Annotated in this window: 16 protein-coding genes; 10 read left to right on the forward strand and 6 right to left on the reverse strand. The window is 59.1% G+C overall.

Annotated features, from left to right (window positions below; translation table 11 throughout):
- The first annotated feature begins 25 nt into the window (after positions 1–25).
- Positions 26–1,396 (forward strand): oxalate/formate MFS antiporter, encoded by a 1,371-nt coding sequence (gene oxlT, locus BTO02_RS32045; RefSeq protein ID WP_075160981.1) that lies wholly within the window; start codon positions 26–28, stop codon positions 1,394–1,396.
- Positions 1,397–1,508: 112 nt separating this feature from the next.
- Here oxlT and BTO02_RS32050 read toward each other — a convergent pair whose 3' ends face one another.
- On the reverse strand, positions 1,509–2,495 hold the full coding sequence (locus BTO02_RS32050) for an aldo/keto reductase (RefSeq protein WP_075161595.1): 987 nt from the start codon (positions 2,493–2,495) through the stop codon (positions 1,509–1,511).
- Between the two features lie 147 nt (positions 2,496–2,642).
- A complete protein-coding gene (locus BTO02_RS32055) occupies positions 2,643–3,557 on the reverse strand; it encodes a LysR family transcriptional regulator (RefSeq protein WP_075161596.1) in 915 nt (304 codons plus the stop codon).
- 146 nt (positions 3,558–3,703) lie between these two features.
- Between BTO02_RS32055 and BTO02_RS32060 the strand changes: the two genes are divergently transcribed.
- Positions 3,704–5,068 carry an MFS transporter gene (locus tag BTO02_RS32060; protein WP_075160982.1) on the forward strand — a complete coding sequence of 455 codons (1,365 nt, stop codon included), beginning with the start codon at positions 3,704–3,706 and terminating at the stop codon, positions 5,066–5,068.
- 81 nt (positions 5,069–5,149) lie between these two features.
- Positions 5,150–6,397: a metal-dependent hydrolase family protein gene (locus BTO02_RS32065; protein WP_075160983.1), complete on the forward strand. Its 1,248-nt coding sequence runs from the start codon at positions 5,150–5,152 to the stop codon at positions 6,395–6,397.
- 16 nt (positions 6,398–6,413) lie between these two features.
- Here BTO02_RS32065 and BTO02_RS32070 read toward each other — a convergent pair whose 3' ends face one another.
- Positions 6,414–6,749: a hypothetical protein gene (locus tag BTO02_RS32070; RefSeq protein ID WP_075160984.1), complete on the reverse strand. Its 336-nt coding sequence runs from the start codon at positions 6,747–6,749 to the stop codon at positions 6,414–6,416.
- 207 nt (positions 6,750–6,956) lie between these two features.
- Positions 6,957–7,817, reverse strand: a complete 861-nt coding sequence (gene uilS, locus BTO02_RS32075; RefSeq protein ID WP_075160985.1) for a UilS family quorum-quenching N-acyl-homoserine lactonase — start codon at positions 7,815–7,817, stop codon at positions 6,957–6,959.
- 773 nt (positions 7,818–8,590) lie between these two features.
- On the opposite strand from uilS, the gene BTO02_RS32080 reads away from it, so the two are divergent.
- On the forward strand, positions 8,591–9,019 hold the full coding sequence (locus tag BTO02_RS32080; RefSeq protein ID WP_075160986.1) for a winged helix-turn-helix transcriptional regulator: 429 nt from the start codon (positions 8,591–8,593) through the stop codon (positions 9,017–9,019).
- Positions 9,020–9,201: 182 nt separating this feature from the next.
- Here BTO02_RS32080 and BTO02_RS32085 read toward each other — a convergent pair whose 3' ends face one another.
- Positions 9,202–10,188, reverse strand: a complete 987-nt coding sequence (locus tag BTO02_RS32085) for an AraC family transcriptional regulator (RefSeq protein ID WP_075160987.1) — start codon at positions 10,186–10,188, stop codon at positions 9,202–9,204.
- A 60-nt stretch (positions 10,189–10,248) separates the two neighbouring features.
- Positions 10,249–11,586: a hypothetical protein gene (locus BTO02_RS32090; RefSeq protein WP_156884045.1), complete on the reverse strand. Its 1,338-nt coding sequence runs from the start codon at positions 11,584–11,586 to the stop codon at positions 10,249–10,251.
- A 246-nt stretch (positions 11,587–11,832) separates the two neighbouring features.
- Here BTO02_RS32090 and BTO02_RS32095 point away from each other — a divergent pair, with 246 nt between their 5' ends.
- The 6 genes from BTO02_RS32095 (at position 11,833) to BTO02_RS32120 (ending at position 20,610) form a co-directional block, all read left to right on the forward strand.
- The gene (locus BTO02_RS32095) at positions 11,833–13,389 is read left to right on the forward strand and encodes a flagellin N-terminal helical domain-containing protein (protein ID WP_232243606.1); all 1,557 of its coding nucleotides are present in this window, start codon (positions 11,833–11,835) and stop codon (positions 13,387–13,389) included.
- A 170-nt stretch (positions 13,390–13,559) separates the two neighbouring features.
- The gene (gene fliD / locus BTO02_RS32100; RefSeq protein ID WP_075160990.1) at positions 13,560–15,149 is read left to right on the forward strand and encodes a flagellar filament capping protein FliD; all 1,590 of its coding nucleotides are present in this window, start codon (positions 13,560–13,562) and stop codon (positions 15,147–15,149) included.
- Between the two features lie 226 nt (positions 15,150–15,375).
- Positions 15,376–15,678 (forward strand): hypothetical protein, encoded by a 303-nt coding sequence (locus tag BTO02_RS32105; protein ID WP_075160991.1) that lies wholly within the window; start codon positions 15,376–15,378, stop codon positions 15,676–15,678.
- A 165-nt stretch (positions 15,679–15,843) separates the two neighbouring features.
- Positions 15,844–17,262 (forward strand): amidase, encoded by a 1,419-nt coding sequence (locus tag BTO02_RS32110; RefSeq protein ID WP_075160992.1) that lies wholly within the window; start codon positions 15,844–15,846, stop codon positions 17,260–17,262.
- Between the two features lie 64 nt (positions 17,263–17,326).
- A complete protein-coding gene (locus tag BTO02_RS32115) occupies positions 17,327–18,910 on the forward strand; it encodes a DHA2 family efflux MFS transporter permease subunit (protein WP_075160993.1) in 1,584 nt (527 codons plus the stop codon).
- A gap of 287 nt (positions 18,911–19,197) precedes the next feature.
- Positions 19,198–20,610 carry an amidase gene (locus tag BTO02_RS32120; RefSeq protein WP_075159615.1) on the forward strand — a complete coding sequence of 471 codons (1,413 nt, stop codon included), beginning with the start codon at positions 19,198–19,200 and terminating at the stop codon, positions 20,608–20,610.
- The last annotated feature ends 8 nt before the right edge of the window (positions 20,611–20,618 follow it).

A 20,618-nucleotide genomic window follows, 5' to 3' on the forward strand; every position in this document is an offset into this window, starting at 1 on the left:
AAGGCAGTCATACATCGGAGACATCATGAGAGCGGATCGAGAGGAACAGGCGGGACAAGCGTCGTCGTGGATGGCGTCGCCGTGGGTACAACTTGTATTCGGCGTGATATGCATGGCGATGATCGCCAATATGCAGTACGGCTGGACACTATTCGTCAACCCGATCAACGAGAAATACCAGTGGGGGCGCGCAGCGATCCAGGTGGCGTTCACGATTTTCGTGGTCACCGAAACGTGGCTCGTGCCCGTTGAAGGGTATCTCGTCGATCGCTTCGGGCCGAGGCCGGTCGTTGTCGGCGGCGGCATTCTGTGCGCGCTTGCGTGGGCGCTGAACTCGGTCGCGTCATCCTTGCCGCTGCTTTATTTCGCGGCCGCAATCGGCGGCATCGGCGCAGGCGCGGTGTACGGCACCTGCGTCGGCAATGCGCTCAAGTGGTTTCCCCATCGCCGCGGGCTTGCGGCCGGGATCACCGCAGCCGGTTTCGGCATGGGCTCCGCAGCGACGGTCGTGCCGATCGCGAACATGATCAAGAGCAGCGGCTATGAAGCGACATTCCTGTGGTTCGGCTTGGGCCAGGGAATTATCGTGTTCATTCTGGGCCTTGCATTGCTCGCGCCACCGAAGAGCCTGCTCGAAAGCGCGAAGGCCGCTGCAACGGGCACGGCCAACGCGGTGAAGCGCACGATCTACAACGCGACACCTCGCGAAGTGGTGAGTTCGCCGGTGTTCTGGGTCATGTACCTGATGTTCGTGATGATGGCCGCGGGCGGGCTGATGGCAACGGCACAGCTTGGTCCGATCGCCAAAGACTTCGGATTGCAGGACTCCCCGGTTTCATTGGCAGGGCTTACGTTGCCGGCGCTGACGTTCGCGTTGACGATCGACCGCGTGCTCAACGGTTTGACACGGCCGTTCTTCGGCTGGGTGTCGGACCGCATCGGCCGCGAAAATACGATGTTCGTCGCGTTCGCAATCGAGGCGATCGGCATCGTTGCGCTGTCGCGATATGGTCACAGCCCGACTGCGTTCGTCATCCTGACGGGTATCGTGTTCTTCGCATGGGGTGAAATCTATAGCCTCTTCCCCGCCACTTGCGGCGACACGTATGGGCCGAAGTTCGCCGCGACGAATGCGGGTCTGCTCTATACGGCAAAGGGCACCGCGGCCCTGCTCGTACCGTTCACCAGCGTCATTACCGCCGCCACGGGAAGCTGGCACGCGGTGTTCATGCTTGCAGCCGGTATGGCGGCTGTTGCTGCGCTGCTCGCGGTCTTCGTGTTGAAGCCGATGCGTCGCGCCCATGCGGAACGACATTCATCGCCGGCAATCGATTTGCCGTATGGCGCGGGATCGCTCGTTAGCGAGTCAGCGCGAGTCTCGGGCATCGAACGATGAGAAACGGTAAGCGCGGCATTCGTTGACGTTTGCTCGCGGCTTAAGCAGAAACGGGTCGCTTTTCGCTAGCGACCCGTTTTTGCAATTTACCGTAGCCTGCCTACCTGTTTTCTTACCAACGCTGATGCACGTGCGGCGCGATCAGTCGATCGTAGATGCGGCGCGCGTGCGCCATCGTCTCTTCGGTCAAGGCGCCAAGCGCGCTTGCTTCGGCATTGGCTTTCGCCTGCACCGCGTTTTTCGCACCCGGAATGACAACCGAGACGGCCTTTTCCATCAGAATCCAGCGCAGCGCGAACTGAGCCATGGTCGCGCCTTGCGGCACATCCGCGCGCAACGCTTCGACCGCTTCCAGTGCGACGTCGTATGGCACGCCCGAAAAAGTCTCGCCGACATCGAACGCTTCACCATGGCGATTGAAGTTGCGATGGTCGTCCGCTGCGAACGTCGATTGCGCATCGAGCTTGCCCGTCAGCATGCCGCTGGCGAGCGGCACGCGAACGATCACGGCGACATTCTTCGCCTGCGCTTCGCGAAAGAACAATTGTGCAGGCCGCTGCCGGAAGATGTTGTAGATGATCTGCACCGATACGACATTCGGATACTCGATCGCCTTCAGCGCCTCTTCGACGCGTTCGACCGACACCCCATAGTGGCGCAGCTTGCCTGCGGCGACGAGTTCGTCGAGCCCGTCGAACAGTTGCGGGCGGAAGTAGACATCGGTGGGCGGGCAATGCAATTGCACGAGGTCGAGCGTATCGACGCCGAGGTTCTCGCGGCTTCGGTCGATAAACGCTTCGATATTGGCCTTCGTATAACCGTCGGCGATATGCGGATTCAGCCTGCGCCCTGCTTTCGTCGCAACCACGGGCCGCGCGCCGCCGCGCTCGCGCAGCACGTCGCGAATGATCCGCTCCGAGCGGCCGTCGCCGTAGACATCCGCCGTATCGATGAACGTAACGCCTGCGTCGAGCGCTGCATGCAGCGCCTCGCGCGCATCCGCGTCGGACACGTCGCCCCACGAACCGCCGATCGCCCACGCACCGAAGCCGATTTCCGAAACGTCCCAGCCGGTACGGCCGAAACGGCGATGATGAATCTTCATGAATGCCTCCTGGATGTTCACGATTTGGGATCGACTCGCGGCCGCAAGACCGCTAGTGTGCCAGCAAGTTGCGAGAACCGCTGAGTATCCGTTTGTATCCGTTCTAGCGTTGCGCTCGTGATCCGTGCGCCGTGCCTTCGTCTACGCAACACCGAACATGCCCACCAGTTGCTCGCGCAACCATCGGTGCGCAGGCACGGTTTCGTTGCGTTGATGCCAGAACAGGCTAATCACGCGCTCGGGCGCTTCGAGCGGCGCACGCAAGCCGACGAGCTCGCCGCTCATACCGAAACGTTCGCACAAGTCGCTCGGCATCACCGCGATCAGATCGCTGGCGCGGATCATTTCGCACGCGACCGAATAGTGATTGACGGTTGTGACAAGATTGCGTTTGAGGCCGCGCGACGCAAGAAATATATCGAACGACGGTTGCGTCTGGCCCGCAAGACTGATGTCGACATGCCGCGCGTTAAGAAAACGCCGCGTGGTCAGACGGCCAGCGCTTGCAAGCGGATGATCGTGCCGCATCAGGCATGCATAGTCGACGGTCCACAACGAACGCGAGCGGATATAGGCAGGCGGCAAGGTCTCGTTCACATATACGCCGATCAGGCAATCGACGCGATTGTCTTCGAGCAGTGTCGGCGCATCGAGCAGCATGTTCGGCACCGAATGAAAACGCAACCCCGGCGCTGTACCGCTAAAGCGCGCAACGAGCTGCGGCATCACGATGCTCGCGACATAGTCTGACATCGAAAGACTGAAGCTCGCTTGCGCGCTCTGGGCGAGGAAGGTTTCTTCGTCGAGCACCGCGCGAATGCGCGACAACGATTCGCCGACCGGCCCCCACAGCGCAATCGCTCGCTGCGTCGGCGTAACGCCTGCGCCATTGCGCACGAACAGCGGATCGTCGAAGGCCTCGCGCAAACGGCTCAGCGCATTGCTGACCGCCGGCTGCGTGAGCGACAGCTTCGACGCCGCGCGCGTGACCGCGCCCTCCGACATCAGCGCCTCGAACACTTTGAGCAGGTTCAGATCGAGTGTCCTGAAGTTCATCGCGCCTCCATTCATCGCATTTATATGGCGGATCACGATTATAAATATTTATGACGTTGAGCATAGCTCTAGAATCGGCGGTGCTGCGTGCAACGTCCGCCATCCGCTTCTCCAGGCGCCGTTCTGGACAATGGGAGAGACAATCCGTGTCGACGATTTCCGGCCGCATCGAGCGCCTGCCGTTCGGGCGTTTTCACAAGCGTCTGCTGTTGATGGGCGGTCTCGGTTACACGTTCGATGCGATGGACGCCGCGGCCGTTGCATTCGTGCTGCCGGTACTGCGTCACGACTGGGCTCTGACGAGCGTACAGACCGGCGTGCTCGGTAGCGGCAATTTCATCGGCTACTTCTTCGGCGCGTTGTTCGCGGGTACACTCGGCGACCTGATCGGCCGGCGCAAGGTAATGATGTGGGCGCTGCTGCTGTATAGCGTCGCGACCATCGTCAGCGCCACGACTCATTCGTGGCCCGCCTTTCTCGCATCGCGGATCGTTTCCGGCGTCGGCACGGGCGCAGAGAGCGCGATCATCGCGCCATATCTTGCCGAGTTCGTCGCGCGCCGCTATCGCGGGCTCTTCACAGGCTCGCTCGCGGGCTTCTTTTCGTTCGGCTTTGTCGGTGCGGCGCTGCTCGGCTATTTCATCGTCCCGGCGTTTTCTTCTGGCTGGCGCGCGGTGCTCTACATCACCGCGGTGCCGGTCGTCATGCTGCTGTGGTGGCGCCGCGCGCTGCCCGAATCGCCGCGCTGGCTCGAAAGCCGCGGCCACGCCGCGCAAGCCGACCGCGTGCTGACGAAAATCGAAAAGGAGTTCGCTGCAGCCGGTATCGCGTTGCCCGAGCCTGAGCCGATCGTCGCGAGCGGGTCGTTTTCCGCGACGACCGGCACGGTGCTCGCGAATATCCGCGCTTTATGGGTCGGCAAACAGGTGCGCATTACGGCGATGACCTGGCTGATGTGGCTGTCGATCACCTTCAGCTACTACGCGTTCTTCACCTGGATTCCGGGCCTGCTCGTGCAGCGCGGCATGAGCATCACACAAAGCTTCGGCTATTCGGTCGCGATCTATCTGGCGCAGGTGCCTGGCTACTTCAGCGCATCGTGGTTCAATGAACGCATCGGCCGGCAAGCGACGATCGCCTCGTACATGGTGCTTGGCGGCGCGTGCGCGCTCGGCATGGCATTTGCGTCGACCGGCGGCGAGATCATGCTATCGGGAATCTTACTGTCGTTCTTTATGAACGGTACGTACGCCGGCGTGTATGCGTACACCGCCGAAGTGTTTCCAACCGCCGTGCGCACGACCGGCACCGGAATTGCATCGGCAATCGGACGCATCGGCGCGATCGCTTCGCCGATACTCGTCGGCTATCTGTTTCCGAAATTCGGCTTTGGGGGCGTATTCGGCACAACGACTATCGTGCTGCTGCTCGGCGCCATTTCGGTGCTCGTGATGGGCATACCCACGCGCGGCCGCTCGCTCGAAGATATCGCCGCAAGCGAAGCGGTGTAGCACTGCAAAACATTCGCATATCTGGTTAGCAGGCTCGTACGCTCCACATCGGACGTGTCACGCTTGAATGAGGAGAAAGTCGTGGAATCTACGCTGTTCAGGAATGCCGCCCTGCTCGACCCGCTGCACGGCGAATTGCTCGAAACGCGCGATGTGCTCGTCGAGAACGGTCTGGTGAAGGAAGTGTCCGACCAACCGTTGCAAAGCACCACCGCGCGCATCATCGACCTCAAGGGCAAAACGCTGATGCCCGGCCTGATCGATTTGCACGTGCATGTGGTCGCCGTGCAATTGAATCTGGCGCAGCTCGTGCATGTGCCGAATGTCCTCGTGACGTTACGCTCGGTGCCGCTCATGCGCGGCATGCTGCGGCGCGGCTTTACGACTGTTCGAGACGCGGGCGGCGCAAACGCGCCGTATAAGCAGGCCATCGAAAGCGGGCTTGCGGTCGGGCCGCGCATGTTCGTCGCTGGCCGCGCGCTGAGTCCGACCGCCGGCCACGGCGATATGCGCTCTCGCTCCGACTATATCGGCGCTAGCGCACCGTGCGGCTGCTGCGTACGCGTCGGTGCGTTGTCGCGCGTCGCGGACGGCGTCGACGAAGTGCGCAAGGCCGCGCGCGAAGAACTGCAGATGGGTGCCGATCATCTGAAGATCATGGCATCGGGCGGCGTCGCATCGCCAACCGATCCGGTCGGCGCGTTTGGCTTCGCCGAAGACGAAGTGCGCGCGATCGTCGACGAGGCTCGCGCGCGGCACACGTATGTGATGGCGCATGCGTATACGGCCGAGTCGATTGCGCGCGTCGTACGCTGGGGCGTTCGCACGATCGAGCACGGCAACCTGATCGACGGGCCGACCGCGAAGCTGATGGCCGATGCCGGCACCTATGTCGTGCCAACGCTCGTCACTTACGACGCGCTCGCAAGCGAAGGTGCGCAATACGGGCTCGCCGAAGAAAGCGTGGCGAAAATCGAGGACGTGCGCGAAGCGGGAAGGCGTTCGCTTGAAATCTATCGCGATGCAGGCGTGAAAATGGGCTTCGGTTCGGATCTGCTCGGCCCGTCGCAGCGATTGCAAAGCAATGAGTTTCTGATTCGCGCCGACGTGCTGGGCGCGGCCGAGGCGATCCGCAGCGCGACGGTAATCGGTGCGGAGGTGCTCGGCTTGCCGGAGAAACTCGGTTGCATCGCGCCGGGCGCGTGGGCCGATATGATCGTCGTCGACGGTAATCCGCTTAAGGATATAGCCTGTTTGACGGGGCAAGGCGAGCGCATTCCGCTGGTGATGAAAGGCGGCAAGATCGAGTTCGACGAACTGGCGCGGTAGTCCGTGCGCTGCCGCGCTACTTGTACTCCACCAATATCTCGCGATAGCGCGTATCGCCCTCGTTTCGCGCTTTATGAGTTGCGGGAACGCGCATTCCCTTGCCTACATTGGACAGTATTTCGAGGTATCCGTTTTCGCACAGTAGTGAGTAGACCCCGCCCGTCGACACCTCGAAAATGCCGAGGTCGCTGCCGTGTTCGTCGAAGATGCGCAGCGGCGCGCCTTCGATTGCGTACCACATGTACGAATGCATATGGGTATGTATGGGCGTCTCCTGACCCGGATCAAGCACGAGGTCCCACACGATGATCTTGTCGTTCTCGAATACTTTCTCGGTACCCACACCGGCCATGGCTTTCTCCTTGAGTTTCGCAAGCGATCGATCTCGCGATTCTGCGCGCTAACGTCGTGATTCGCCCTTGAACTCCGGAAAGCCGGGCGCATTGCCCGAAGCGCCCGGCTTTGCGATTGGCTAATCAGCCTGCTTGAGCCGCATAAGGAAAGTCACGCCTCGACGTGTTGCGCATTCCCATGAGCGATGCGCGAACAGCCGGCCTGGCTAGATGTGCTCGCGAAACCACCGGATCTGCACGTCGATACTGCTTGCGAAGTGCGGCCCGTCGTACATGTCGTAATGCCCAGCGCCTTCTTCGATATGAAGCTTTTTCACAGGCGTTCCGAGCGCCGCGAAGAGTTCCTCACCGTGGTCTGGCGGATTCACTCCGTCGTCGCCCGCCACGACCACCAGCACTGGGCATGCAACGCGAGCGGCATGCACCCCCGGTTTGTAGTTCAGCATCTCGCGGACGGTTAAAAATGGAATCTTGATATCCATTGCCGGATATCGCTGCCGGCTCTCCTCGACGAACGCTTTCGACTGCGGGTCTGTCAGCACCTTCGTGATGGGGACCAGCATCTCCCTGCCCGTGCTGCGCTTTTTTTCATTCATACGCTCCAATGTGGAGATGAATGCAAGCTTTTCAGCGTCGGTCATATTGCGTGTGACGACCCGTTCTCCGTCCGCGAAGCCGAGTTGACTAACAACGGCCTTGATCGATGGGTCATTGGCCGCTGCAGCCAGCACGTGACCGCCGCCGAGCGACGTGCCCCACAGCCCGATGCGACCGGCATCCATGTCAGGCAGTGTTTTCACAAAATCGATGACGGTGTGAATATCCTCGATCTGCATGGCCGGGACCAGACGACCGGGTTCGCCACCGCTCGCGCCAAAGCCGCGGTAGTCGAACGTGACGGCCGCATAGCCTGAACCGACGAAGGCCTGCGCAAACGCAGGCAGCAGCAACTCCTGGATGCCGCAGAATCCGTGGCACAAGATAATGACCGGCACCGGAGACTCGACGTCAGGGAGATGTACCGTCAGTGCAATGTCGTTGGGGGCTCGATATAAAGTCGTTTTCATGTAAGCGATAAGTAAACGTGACGATGGCCAGAGCACCGCGTGCGCCCGTCGTTGATCAACGTGAGTGGGCAGCACTATAGAGGTTGGAGCAGCAACAGCCTGCCGGCGAGGTTCTATGCGACATCAGCAGTAGCGCCGTCGATCAAGCGGGTGATGGACAAAATGAGTGTATCGAAAATCTCAAGTGGCTGAGCGCGTCCCGACAAACGGTATGGCGTCGTGCTACACACCGGGTTTTCTTCAAGGCATCGGCACAGCGATGTCCCGAACGCCGATAATGGTTGACGAATCGGATCGCAGCAACTACGATTAGCCTACCAACCGTTAGGTTGGGAGGGCTGATATTTGCACGCAAGTCTCAGAGCGATGCTCAAGGGCTGTTTCAGCCACATGCGTACTTTCGACTTACCGTCAAATGTATGCATATGCACGCGACGAACCACGCTGAACTTTCCCAGACGATCCGTCGAAGATACGATCGCGCTTTTGCTCGAGAGGAAGGTAATGACCGTTATTCGCCGGAACATCTTGCTCCCACGAACATGCTGCATTTCCCTGCGTGCTTCCGTTTAACTCAAGCCCGGTTTCGCAATAGCGTGTTAGCACGCCAACCATCAAAATTTCGCAACGGTTCCAATACCCGACGAACTCATCAAGGCACGAATGATGTGCAGGTCGACGACGTGCTCTCATGACGAACGCTATAGTATAGCTTGGTGCGTTATCCAAAAACGATTAACGCGACTCCTAAGTATCCTTAACGGAACCGCAGTATGCTTGAGCAAGTTATTTCGCCCGATGTCGACGCCTGTCGCGTTCTTCTGGATCAACTGGCCGATAAGTGGACTTTCACGGTCTTCCTCGCGCTTCGTGACCAACCTCTTCGCTTTAATGAGCTCAAGCGAAGGGTGCGCGGCATCACCCAGAAAGCACTCACCCAAAGCTTGCGGCGCCTGGAACGCAATGGCATGGTCTCGCGACGTATCGTTGAAACAGCTCCCCCGGGTGTCGAGTACTCCGTTTCCGAAATTGGAAAAAGCATGTCGGAACCGCTTAGCGTCCTCGCCGAATGGGCAGCGCGGCAACTCCCATTCATTCTGGCAGCCCAGGCGCAATTCGATTCTCGCCCCGAGAGCGTTGCACACGCCGACACGGCTCACCTCTCAGAATGCGACACTCTCACTGCGCGAGGTCATCTGTGAAATTTTTTTCCTCTAATTATGATAATCATCATTTAAATTGTGTCCACGACATGTCAATCTGCGGAGTCGAGTGTCGTGTCTTCAAATCCATGCCGTGTCGCTCCACCGCCGCCCTTTAAATCAGCGTCGCCCACTGCCACCAAGCGAACCCTTGAACGCGACGCAAACGCTCCAACGTGCGCTTACGATGCGTACGCGGAAGTCGTCCCAGGTCTCCCGTCATTTGACTGTCTTGGCTCCGTGCCCTGGAGGGCAGTTGGGCTCACGCCGTAGTGTCTTTTGAAGGCCCGACTGAAGTGCGCGGCACTGACGAAGCCGCAATGCCACGCGACGTCGCTAATGCGAACGCTTTCATCACTGTGCGCAAGGATCCTCTGCGCTTTCGCAAGCCGCTGTTGCAAAAGGTAGCGCATGACAGAAGTGCCTTCCTGCGCGAATATTCTGGATAAGTGCCGCTTTGACACGCCCATGGCGTTCGCTACAAAGTCGAGGTCAATGTTTTCGTTTCCCACGTTCCGCTCGATAAAGCGCTTGATCTTCCTCAGCATCAATTCAGGACGCGTGCGCCCGTTCGGCGCTGCGAGATCGTCGGCAATTTCTCCCATCAGGTGAGTCAGAAGTTCCGCCACCCGCCATCGGGTGTAAACACTGCTCTTCCCGCCGTAGGCGGCTGCTCCCGTCAACATCGACTGCAGCATGAGTACGTCAGGCGATGAACTGTTTACTAACAGTAATTCTCGGCCCAACGATATCTTCCCACGCGTTTCGAGCGATGCCCTTGGTACCCGAAGCAATAGTCCGCGGGAATCCGGACCTGATGTTTGAGCATATCTCACGCTACCGTCAAGGAGAAGGCATGAGCTCGATTCAAGCCGCACCGACTTTCCGTTTTGCTCGAACTCGGTTGAGCCGGTCTCTGCCAGAAATACGACGATGCTGCTCCGTCTCCAGCCATCGAGACCGGATCCCGGCTTCCACGTCCAGCGCTGCCCCGAAAGATCCGCGACCTCGAATCTCACATCGCCCATAAACCAGCATGACGTAACAAGCTGCCGCTTGACATTCTTGTCAAATTCACAGTGCATGCTCCAGTTTTTTTCTACCAGCCGACACCATTCATCCTCGGTCTTCGGCACTTCCTTTTCGAGAGCATGCGTAACAAAGTTCATCGTATTCTCTACGTTCTACCTGGTCCATCCGGGCGCGGAAAACGGCTCAAGGCATCTCCGCTATTCCGCGTGTGCGGTGAAACGGTCCGACATTCGAAGGCGAATAAGCGCCCTTGCCTGATCGAAAACGTCGTTGTCGTTCCAATGAGACAACGCATCCAGGCATTGAACCAACTGCAGCTCGTGCAAGCCTTCGGGCAACGTATCGTCGTTGGCCAGACGCTTTGCTATGCACAGGGCTGCTTCGTCGCACAGGACGTGGCCACGCCATGTCGCCAGCGCCATGAGGCAGGCGGCAATCGTCCCGCCATTCATTTGCGCCACCAGCGATTTGTCGTCCACGATACGCTGCGAAAGGCGAATCGCGGCGGTCGCGGACACGCCCGAATCGGCCAGCCTGCAAAGTGCGCCCAGACAGTTGACGACATGCTTCATGCTAAGGCGATGACATATGGACGCGTCTGAAGCGACGCGCCTGCACAGATGAACGGCCGCACCGTAACACACCTCATCCGCACACCACTTCGATAAAGCGGCCAGACAAACCGCCACATGCCTGCCATTCAGATGATGCCGCAGTGGACCGTCTTCCGATAGACGGGTTGCGAGTCTTCGGCCGGCCGCGTAGCAGGCGTCGTCGTTGCTCCACGTTGCTAGTCCACTTATGCAGTGCGTAAGGCGGACGCCATTCATCTGCCTAATCAGTGTCTCGTCCGTCGATAGACGTCCGGCCAACCGTCGTGCCGCGTCCAGACATGCTTGTTCACTACTCCACTTTCCCAGCGCATATAGGCAACTCGCAACCTCCTGTGCATTCATGCGGACGGACAACAGCTGATCCCTGACTATCCTCTCGGCGAGTCGTATGCTTGCGGCCCGGCATACGTCTTCATCGGGCCATTTGCTCAGTGCATTCAGGGCAATGGCGACCTCATGTCTTGCAAGCGCGTTCCCGAGATTCCTATCGGCAAAGATTCTGGTCGCCAGTCGCGCGGCGGCATCCCGGCAGACCGGCTCCTTGTCCCACTTGTTCAACGCATCGAGACATCTGGTCAACTGCTGGCCGTTGATCGTGTAGAAAAGCGAGTCATCCGTAGCCAGCCGTCTCGCAAGGGTCAAGGCCGCCTCGCGAAACTCATTGTCCCGATACCAGGCAGAAAGCGCACTTAAACATCCCGCGATTTCTTCGCCATTCATACCAAGGCGAAGTGCCTCGTCGATCGTCAGCCGGCAAGCAAGACTTCTCGCAGCGCTTTCGAATTTTGCGTCCCTGTACTCAAGACTTAGCGAAACCAGAGAGGCGCAGATCTCTGCGCTGCCAAGCTCAACGATTGATGCAGGACGTTTGCCGATCAGTTCAGCTACCTGCCGGCTCGACAATTTGGACGGATTGTTCACTTGATAACCATCGCAGTTACTTTCTTGCCCTGGAACAACTGGTTTCTAATTAACGTAACGTTTTGTTTAACATCAAAACGATACCAGGTAGCCTTTTAGATTCTTAGAGCCACAACCCTAAAAATTTATCTTTCCAGGCCTCCTAAATGTCCTTGCTCGGCATCTTGATTCAATGTTTTACACGACGTTTGACCACCGTGGACTTTCTCTTGCCTCTTCAAGACTTTAACGTTCTATACGCTAAAAATGCCTAACCTTCTGCCGTCAACTCCATTTGAGGCAAGCAACCATCGATCAATGTATGCCTCCCCTGATCTCAAATCTCGTCGTGCATCACGCTACCTTTTCAAGGCGGACCGTATGGATATCAACACCAACATTCCCTCCCTTATCGCTCAGCAGAACCTGAACGCCAACAACAGCAGCCTGAACACGGCAATTACGCGCCTGTCGTCGGGTAAGCGCATCAATAGCGCCGCAGACGATGCGGCTGGCCTGGCCGTCGTCACGACCATGACAACGCAGGAAAATGGCCTGAACCAGGGTATTCAGAACGCCAATAACGGGGTGGCGCTAGTGCAGACGATCGCCTCTTCATTAGGCAGTTTGACGAACAGCTTGCAGCGCATCTACCAGCTGGCAAACGAGGCATTGCAAGGCACGTTGACGCCGGCTAATCAGCAAGCTCTGCAACAGGAGGTGAAAGAGCAAACCGACGAGATAAACCGGATTGCTTCGACAACGCAATACAACGGACTCAACCTGCTAAACGGCGCAGCCGGCATCCTGCAAGTGCAGGTCGGTGCGAACGTCGGTCAAACCGTGTCGATCGATCTGACCCAAGGCGTATCCGCGGCATCGCTCGGCGGCGGCGTCGTTCAGTCAGGCGTCACGCTTGGGACGATTACGGACCTGAACCTGAACGCGAATGGTACGGAAGCAAGCGGCGCGGGCGCAATAACGGAAATCCACGTCAATTCGGACGGCAACGGCGGATTCACGTTCACAGACCAGAACGACGTCGCTATCTCGACGACAGCATCGTCTGCCCTTTTTACGGTCACGACGACCAATGGCATTTCATCGCTGTCGCTAAACTCGACGGGGACCGATGCACTCCTGCCGACCAACGACCTCGCCTCGATCAACGCCGCGATCACCGCCAATGCAGCAACCGCGTCTGAAGGCACCGTGTTCGGCAAGATTTCAGGCATCGACCTCGACGCTTCGACTGGCCTCGATGCAACGGCGGGTGCTTCGAACGTCATTACATCCGTCACCGTGGAATCGGATGGCAAGGGCGGCGTCAAGTACGTCGATCAGAACGGTACCCAGCTTAGCTCGGGCGCGACCGCGGGTCTCTTTAACACGGCGGCCGGCGGTACGATTTCGTTCACCAACACGCCGACAAGCACCATCGGTTCGACGCAGGCAGGCGTACAACCGGCAAACAGCGTGCTTGCGACGATCAATCAGCTGAATGCGCCGACCACGGTATCGCAGATCAACATCAGCACGTCCGACGGTGCCAACAACGCGATCAATTCCGTCGAGAACGCACTTGCAACTATCGCGAACATGCAGGCGTCGCTCGGCGCTGTGCAAAATCGCTTCACCGGAATTGCACAAACGCAGCAAGCCCAGTCGACCGACCTGGCAACTGCAGCGTCGGGTTACATGGACGCCGACTTCGCGCAAGAAACGGCGAACCTGAGCAAAACGCAAGTGCTGGTTCAGGCCGCGATCTCGGTGGTCGCACAAGCGAACGCACTTCCGCAACAGGTGCTGAAGCTTTTGCAGTAACCAATCGCCGCCGTTTCCAGATAGAACGCAGAACATCGTATACGGGTAGGTAACGTGCGCGGGGTGGCGGTCGTGCAAGACGACTCCCCCGCGCGCTTGCCGGAAAGTGCCAGGCGTTCTGCGTTCGCCATCACTTATCACCAGTTCTGACGGCCGAATGGAGCCACCAAATGTCGACCTCATCCGCCACCTCCGCCACCTCCGCAGCCGCAAAAGCTGCGCAAGACGCCGCCGCCGCAGTTCAGCAAGCCGCCCAGTCGCTGATATCCGCCTCGACCGGCAGTACGGTCGACGTCAATTCTCTCGTATCAGCTCTTGCCACAGCGAAAACTGCAGGCCCGGCTGCATTGATCAGCTCGCAGGCCGGAGAGGATGAGGCTCAGATCAGCGGCCTCGCCGCGCTATCCGCCGCGATGTCCGGACTACAGGCGGCAATCGGGCCATTTCTCAACGGCAAAGCGCTTTCATCAACCACGGCCACGCTAAGCGGCGCCGGGATTACTGCGAAGACCGCCGGCGGCGCAGCGGCCGCGACTTATCAGATCGACACGACGCAGTTTGCGCAGTCGCAATCGATCACGTCCGGTTCGTTCTCCCAGACGGATTCCGCCGCGATGGGCTCGGGGACGCTGGTCATTTCTCTAGGCAGCGGATCGACTGCGAAATCGCTTCAGGTTACGGTCGACCCGTCGAACGACAGCCTGCAGGATATTGCGAACGAGATCAATTCGGCATCCGGCAATCCCGGGGTCAAGGCACTCGTGATAAATGGCGCCAATGGCCAGTCGCTCAGCTTGCAGTCCACATCGACTGGTTCATCGAGCATGATCAGCGTCGACGTGCAAAATGCGACCAGCAGTACTAGCCCGATCAGTCAACTTGAAGTCACTTCGTCCGTCACTGCCGATTCGTCTGCGCCGGTTGGCTCGTCGACGATCTCTTCCTCGACTGGTGCCTGGACGCAGTCGCAGGCTGCGCAGGACGCGCGCCTGACTATCAACAACCAGCTTGTCACGAGCTCGACGAACACCATTTCGGGCGCGATTCCCGACGTCACGCTGACACTCGATCCAACCAGTGCCAAGACCATCGGCCAGCAAACCCTGACCGTCGCACCGGATCACGGTTCGGTCGAGAGTGAGCTGTCCACGTTCGTCACGGCCTATAACGCAGTGATCAACCAGTTGAACTCGCTTGCCGCACCGAACGTCGCGGGGACGTCCGGCACCGGTGGCACGTTGCTAGGCGACGAAATGCTCAACCAGATCGGCGCAGCGCTTGCCGGTATCGCGGGCGGCGCGGTATCGAGCGGCGGCATCGCGGGCACCCTCGCTTCGCTAGGCATTTCGTTGCAAGTCGACACGGCGACGAATTCTCAGCCGTTTGCGCAGCTGCAGATCGACGCCGACACCAATAGCCCGACTCTCGACGACGCGGTCACCAACAATCCCGCGCTGGTTAATGCGCTATTCAACGACACCAACGGAATCGCTCAGCAACTCGACTCGATCCTTGCTGTGTACACGTCCTCCAAAGGCATTATCCAGTCGCGCACGGACGCGCTCACCGCCGATATCACCAGCCTGTCGAAACAGCAGGACGATCTGAACGACTACAAGGCGGTGCTGATGTCGCAGTACAACGATCAGTTCACCGCGCTCGATACACTGATGGCACAGGCGCAAACAAACCAGAACTATCTCACCGCCCTATTCGGCGGCAGCAACAGCAGCGGCGCCCTTGCCCAGAACAGCAAGTAAGCGTGTTTTATCTCGCGACGTGTCCACATGGAATAATGTTTCCCAAGGTACTGTTTTATCATTCGGGCGACTATCATGGCGATCGACAGTGAGCATCCAGCATTCAATTCTTCTCCCTGCCGTTGTCCTGGCTACATGGACATCGATATGGCACTGGGGACGGAGTCTGATTGGCTTTTTGCTTACCTTGATATTCTGCATCCCAATACGTCGGGACACGCAGTCAATGTCAAATCGTGCGGTCGCCCTCGACTTTCTTGAAAGCAGCATCTGGCTGAACTCCTATCGCGACGGCTTGCTGAATGTGACGGTGATTTTCTACGTTGTGTCGATAGCCTTCGCGATCACGAGAAAGGTCGACGGTTCGTATTTCGTGCTGGCGTGGAGCTATGTGGTACTAGGTATCATTTTTAGCCTAGGCGACGCGCTTTCCATTGGGGCTGTCAACAGACAGCTTCTGTTTTTTATTTCATTCGTTCTTGTACAAGTGCTTGCCGTGCGGTTTATCGCGGGCGCATTTGTCTTCTGAAGGAACGTGCTCGACATACCCCCGTGAAAGCCACGCACAGCGATGTGCATCGCGTCGGTACCCAGTCATCGAGGTGCGAATCCTGGCCCTATGGCTTGACGAGCGAAGTATTAAACGTTAAAGTCTACCTAACAATCGTTTGGTAGCGCCGATGGATGAGTCACCATGAAGTCAGAAATCTTGTATGAAGATGCAACGCGGCTGGCCGAACTGATCCGTACACGCCAGATCTCGCCGGTCGAGGTCATTCAGGCGCATCTCGATAGAATCGAAGCCGTCAATCCCAGCCTCAATGCCATCGTCACCATTGCAGCCGATGCGCTCAAAACTGCGAAAGCAGCAGAAGCCGCGGTGCTGCAAGGTCGTGATCTTGGCCCCTTGCACGGCGTGCCCTTTACCGTAAAAGACTCCATCGACACCGCCAGGGTGATGACACAACGCGGCTCGCCTATTTTCAAAGGACGCGTACCTGACACCGACGCCACCTGCGTCGCCCGAATGAAAAAAGCCGGCGCTATCCTGCTGGCAAAGACAAACCTCCCTGAGTTTTCCTACTCGTTCGAAACCGACAATCTCCTTAGCGGTCGTTCGAACAATCCGTGGGACCTCGAGCGCACGCCCGGTGGTTCGAGCGGCGGGGAATCGGCGGCCATTGCGGCGGGTATGTCGCCGATCGGGCTCGGGACCGATCTTGGGAATTCGTTGCGCGGCCCGGCCGCACAAACCGGAATCGTATCGCTCAAGGCGACGCACGGGCGTGTGCCGATGACCGGGATCTGGCCGCGTGCGCCGCGTCGTTTCTGGCATGTCGGCCCGATGGCCCGCAGTATCCGCGACCTCGCACTCGCGTTCTCACAATTGTCAGGGCCCGATGGCCTGGATGCTTTCGCAAGCAGCGCTGTCCAGTTCGATGCGCCAATCGGTTCTTCTCGCCTTAAGCCGCACAAGCAGCTGCGCGTGGGCTGGATGGTGGAACCCGGCTTTGGGCCAGTCGACTCGGAGGTTGCCGCCACCGTTGAAGCGGCGGCTGAAGCGCTGAAGAACGTCGGGTGCCTTGTTGAGCCGGTACGTATCCCCGCACTCGAGCGCGACTTCGCGAATGACGTGTTCAACCGTCTGCACGTGATGGAAATGAAGCGGGAATTTGCTGAAGCAACTAAGGGGCGCAGCCTCGACGATCTCTACAAGTCCGCCAGAAAAATGCTCTCGCTGCCCGATGTATCCATGCAGGACTACGTTGACGCGGAACAGGCGGCCGAACGCCTGCGTGACGGATTTGCCGACTATTTCACGAAGTACGACGCGCTCGTTACGCATGTGTTGCCGATCCCGGCACATAAACACGGTATCGACGCGCTCACCGTCAACGGCCAGACCATGGATGTCTCGTATATCCGGGGCGCAGCGGTACCGCTTAACGTTACCGGTCTGCCCGGCATCTCGATGCGCTTCGGCACGAGCAAGGAGGGGTTGCCGATCAGCGTTCAGGTGGTGGGCAGCTGGCAAGCCGAGTCGACCATCCTCCATCTCGCAACGATGCTCGAATCGGTCAGCCAGGTGCGTCACCTGCATCCCGACATTTGACGCAACGGGCAATCGGCCGGTCACGCAGACGCCCCGATTGTGTGCATACACACATAAAGACATCATGAGTACTTCGATCGCCCCGCCTCTGCCCAATCCGATGGACCTTCCGACGAGCACGAAACTTTTCGCGTTCGGCATCATGTGCCTTGGCTTCTTCATGGCAACCCTTGATATCCAGATCGTCGCCTCATCGCTGCGCGACATTGGGGGCGGACTGTCCGCCAGTCAGGACGAGTTGTCATGGGTGCAGACGTCTTACCTGATCGCGGAAATTATCGTCATTCCGATGTCGGGTTGGCTGACGCGAGTCTTCTCCACACGTTGGGTGTTCGCATTTTCTGCATTCGGTTTCACCGTCACGAGCATGCTCTGTGGACTTGCATGGGACATCAATTCGATGATCCTGTTTCGTGGGCTTCAAGGTGCACTTGGCGCCGCGATGATTCCCACCGTCTACACAACGGTCTTCGTGATCTTCCCGCCGAAGCAACGACTCGCCGCATCGACCACGATTGGTGCGCTCTCGACGCTCGCTCCGACCATCGGGCCGGTTATCGGGGGCTGGGTGACGTCCGAGTGGTCGTGGCACTGGTTGTTTTATCTGAACGTGATACCGGGCATCGCCGTCACCGTATTCGTGCCCCGGTATGTCAATTTCGATCACGCAAATCTTTCCTTGCTCAAGAAGGGTGATTACCTGGGCGTATTGCTGATGTCCGGATGCCTGGGCTGCCTTGAATATGTGCTGGAGGAAGGGCCGCGCAAGAACTGGCTCGGCGACGACGCGATTCTCGCGTGTACATGGATCTGCGCCATCTGCGGTTTTCTGTTTCTCGTGCACGCGTTTACCGCCGAAGAGCCGATTGTCGACCTGCGTGCGCTGGCCGTCCGGAACTTCGGAATCTGCAGCCTCCTATCGTTCATCATAGGTATCGGCATCTTCTGCACCGTCTATTTGACACCCGTGTTTCTCACGCGCGTAAGAGGCTTCGATTCGCTTCAGACGGGCATCGCATTACTTTCCGTTGGGTGTTTTCAGGCGCTGGGTATGGTGGTCTATAGCCGACTCGCAAAATTTGTCGGCATGCGTTCGCTGATGATGATTGGTCTCGCGATGTTCGGCATCGGCTGCTATCTCTATGTACCGTTGACCAACGACTGGGGCTGGCAGCAATTACTGCTTCCTCAGGCGCTGCGCGGATTTGGCCAACAGTTCGCGATTCCTCCGATTGTCATTCTGGCATTGGGATCTTTGCCGCCCGAGCGACTCCGGGCGGCGAGCGGGCTCTTCAATCTGATGCGAAATCTCGGCGGCGCGATAGGCATTGCCGTCGTCAGCACGATGTTGAACGACCGCCTGAACTTCCACTACGAAATTCTCGCAGAGCATGTCAGCGTGGGTCGACCGGTAGTGGAGGCTTTTCTTCAACAGCAGGCTGGACGGCTTTCCCACGTCGCCGGCGACACGCTCAATGCGGCCGGTGCAAGTATGGGCATGCTGCAATCGCTTGTGATGCGCGAGGCACTCACGCTGACATTCGCCGATACGTTTCTTGCCGTCGCGCTGTGCTTCGGCGTGGGTCTCATCGGCGCATTCTTTACGCGGGGAGTCGGCAACGTCAAGCCTCCGCCCGACGCGCATTGAGCGGTACGGTTTGATATCGAAACCGCTTCGTGCCCATGTCGGGGCGGCGAGCACTTCCCGTTGAGCAGTCTTAAGGGTGTCTAATCTTCCGCATATCGGAACGGCTGGGCGACTCTATTGGTTCACTGTGAACGTCGCGCTTGCGCGCCGACGCCATCCATTGTGGCCCATTCGAAAGGTGTTGACGAAACGAAGCATAGCGCCTAACCTTTTAACCTAACAAACGTTAGACAGTCTTCAGAACTGGCTTCGCTGGTCACTTTTCCGACACTTTCAGGACACGCCTGATGAGCACCGAACTTATTTCCCAAGACGCCACCCGGCTCGCCGAACTGATCCGCAACAAGGACGTCTCGCCGGTAGAAGTCATGCAAGCGCATCTCGCGCGCATCGATGCGTTCGATTCGAAGATCAACGCCATCGTCACGCTCGCCGACGGCGCGATCGAAGCCGCGCGCGTCGCCGAGGCTGCCGTGATGGCCGGTCAGGAACTCGGCCCGCTGCACGGCGTTCCCTTCACCGCGAAGGACTCCATCGATACCGCCGGCGTGCCGACGCAACGTGCCTCGCCCATCTTCAAGGGCCGTGTGCCCGACACCGACGCCACGAGCATTGCTCGCATGAAGAAGGCAGGCGGCATCCTGCTGGCGAAAACCAACCATCCCGAATTTTCGTTCTGGATCGAAACCGATAACCTGCTGTCGGGACGCACGCGTAATCCGTGGAATCTGGATCGCACGCCAGGCGGCTCGAGTGGCGGCGAATCCGCAGCCGTCGCAGCGCTGATGTCGCCGCTCGGTCTCGCAACCGACGTCGCCATTTCGGTGCGCGGCCCGGCAGCGCTAACCGGCGTGGTCGGACTCAAGGCCACCCACGGACGCATTCCGATGACCGGTATCTGGCCACGCGTACCGCGCCGCTTCTGGCACATCGGGCCGATCGCACGCAGCGTTCGCGACATCGCGCTCGCCTATTCGCTGCTGGCCGGCCCTGACGGCGCGGACGGCTTTTCGACGGCGCCGCCCAGCCTCGATGCCGGCGTGGCGTCCAGCCCGGGCCGGCCGATTCGGGTTGGCCTGCTCATCGATGCCTTCGCGCCCGTAGACCCCGACGTCGCCGCTACCGTGCTCGCCTCGGCCGAAGCGCTGAAGAGCCTGGGCATCACCGTCGAGCCGGTGCGCATTCCAGTGCTCGAGCAGATCAACGCGCTCGAGCTGCTCTGGAAGCTTCAGGTCATGGAAACCAAACCCGCCTTCAGGAAAGTAACGGCCGGACACGAAGACAAGATCTTCAAGCACGTCCAGGGCGTCTACGACACGCCGGACACCTCGATCGCCGATTTCGTCGACGCGGAGCAGAAAGCGGAACAGTTGCGCGACGGCTTTGCCGGGTACTTCCAGCAATACGACGCGTTGCTCTGCCCGGTCACGACAGTACCGGCGCACGCACACGACGCTGCGGAGTTCAACATCGACGGCCAGTCGGTGTCGTCGCTGCACGTCATGACCGCGACGGCGCCGCTCAATGTGACCGGGCTTCCGGGCCTGTCGCTGCGTTTCGGCACGAGCCGCGAAGGTCTGCCGGTCGGCGTGCAACTCGTCGCACCGTGGATGGCGGAGTCGACTGTTCTGCACCTCGCCTCGCTGCTCGAAGCCGTAAGCCCGGTGCGCGGACTTCATCCGGACCTGTCGGCTATCTGAGTCGAGCC

Source organism: Paraburkholderia sp. SOS3, assembly GCF_001922345.1.
In the GTDB taxonomy this organism is placed as follows: Bacteria; Pseudomonadota; Gammaproteobacteria; order Burkholderiales; family Burkholderiaceae; genus Paraburkholderia.

Bases quoted from the DNA above. Each gene is read 5' to 3' on its own strand.
- fliD (WP_075160990.1), top strand. From the start codon at position 13,560: ATGTCGACCTCATCCGCCACCTCCGCCACCTCCGCAGCCGCAAAAGCT.
- BTO02_RS32095 (WP_232243606.1), top strand. From the start codon at position 11,833: ATGCCTAACCTTCTGCCGTCAACTCCATTTGAGGCAAGCAACCATCGA.
- BTO02_RS32055 (WP_075161596.1), bottom strand. From the start codon at position 3,557: ATGAACTTCAGGACACTCGATCTGAACCTGCTCAAAGTGTTCGAGGCG.
- uilS (WP_075160985.1), bottom strand. From the start codon at position 7,817: ATGAAAACGACTTTATATCGAGCCCCCAACGACATTGCACTGACGGTA.
- BTO02_RS32080 (WP_075160986.1), top strand. From the start codon at position 8,591: ATGCTTGAGCAAGTTATTTCGCCCGATGTCGACGCCTGTCGCGTTCTT.
- BTO02_RS32120 (WP_075159615.1), top strand. From the start codon at position 19,198: ATGAGCACCGAACTTATTTCCCAAGACGCCACCCGGCTCGCCGAACTG.
- BTO02_RS32085 (WP_075160987.1), bottom strand. From the start codon at position 10,188: ATGAACTTTGTTACGCATGCTCTCGAAAAGGAAGTGCCGAAGACCGAG.
- BTO02_RS32115 (WP_075160993.1), top strand. From the start codon at position 17,327: ATGAGTACTTCGATCGCCCCGCCTCTGCCCAATCCGATGGACCTTCCG.
- BTO02_RS32070 (WP_075160984.1), bottom strand. From the start codon at position 6,749: ATGGCCGGTGTGGGTACCGAGAAAGTATTCGAGAACGACAAGATCATC.
- oxlT (WP_075160981.1), top strand. From the start codon at position 26: ATGAGAGCGGATCGAGAGGAACAGGCGGGACAAGCGTCGTCGTGGATG.
- BTO02_RS32110 (WP_075160992.1), top strand. From the start codon at position 15,844: ATGAAGTCAGAAATCTTGTATGAAGATGCAACGCGGCTGGCCGAACTG.
- BTO02_RS32105 (WP_075160991.1), top strand. From the start codon at position 15,376: ATGTCAAATCGTGCGGTCGCCCTCGACTTTCTTGAAAGCAGCATCTGG.